This is a genomic window from Neisseria sp. HMSC03D10, from assembly GCF_001807625.1.
GTDB classification, from domain to species: domain Bacteria; phylum Pseudomonadota; class Gammaproteobacteria; order Burkholderiales; family Neisseriaceae; genus Neisseria; species Neisseria mucosa.
Map to the genome: position 1 here is coordinate 1 of NZ_KV789521.1, position 833 is coordinate 833.

Genomic DNA, 833 nt, shown 5'->3' on the forward strand with positions numbered 1-833 from the left:
GGATTTTGGGGAATTTTGCAAAGGTCTCAGGTCGTCTGAAAAAAGTTTTCAGACGACCTTTTATATATAACTAGTAGCTCATACTCTACTTAATTAATATCAGTTAAATGGGTATACAAACCATTCAGTAATAGCCGCACAAACTCTCTTAAAGCCGATATACGGAACAGTTTTTATCTGCACCAGAAAAATAGTTTTTCGTAACATCATCACAAGAACTAGCACTACTCTCACAAATAAAAGTCGTTAGAGATTCATTAATCTTTATTACCCTAGGTTCTTTATTCTTATCTAATGCAACTGCTTTTAAAGTAAATTTCCCATCTAACGCGCCTCTAGCAAGCCCATGAGGATAAATACAAAAGTTTTCTAAACTCCGAGAGTTAGGCAAATCAGGCCACGCTGTAGAAGTTTTCTTGAAACTACCATTCTGCTGATAAAATCGTTCCATAAACTGAGCACTCTCAACAAGCGCTGCCAGAGCCTGACGTATTTCAGAGTCTCTAATATATTTTTGATAACTTGGATAAGCTATTGAAGTTAAAATCCCAATTATTGCAATTACAAAGATTAATTGAGTAAGAGAATACCCTTTACAATTTTCTTTATTCATCATTTATTACCTATTAATAATTTCATCACCCAATTTCAATATATATCCTTTCATAATAAGATCTTTTGGGTTTACAACACTTACTTTCAGACCAACTAAAGCCGCCCATATTTTCTTCCGAGCAGAATAGAAGCCTACATCTCAAACTCCTTGTCCTAATGCTTCCGGTTAATTTACTTTTGAATAGTGTTTTTAGCTTTTGTGTTTGCAGGTGCGGGCG

The 833-nt window shown here is 34.8% G+C and carries 1 protein-coding gene; it reads right to left on the reverse strand.

The annotated features are described in order from the left end of the window. Positions 1-148 precede the first annotated feature (148 nt). Complete coding sequence (locus HMPREF3066_RS04580; RefSeq protein WP_045072218.1) at positions 149-613, reverse strand: type IV pilin protein; 465 nt, start codon at positions 611-613, stop codon at positions 149-151. Between the last annotated feature and the right edge of the window lie 220 nt (positions 614-833).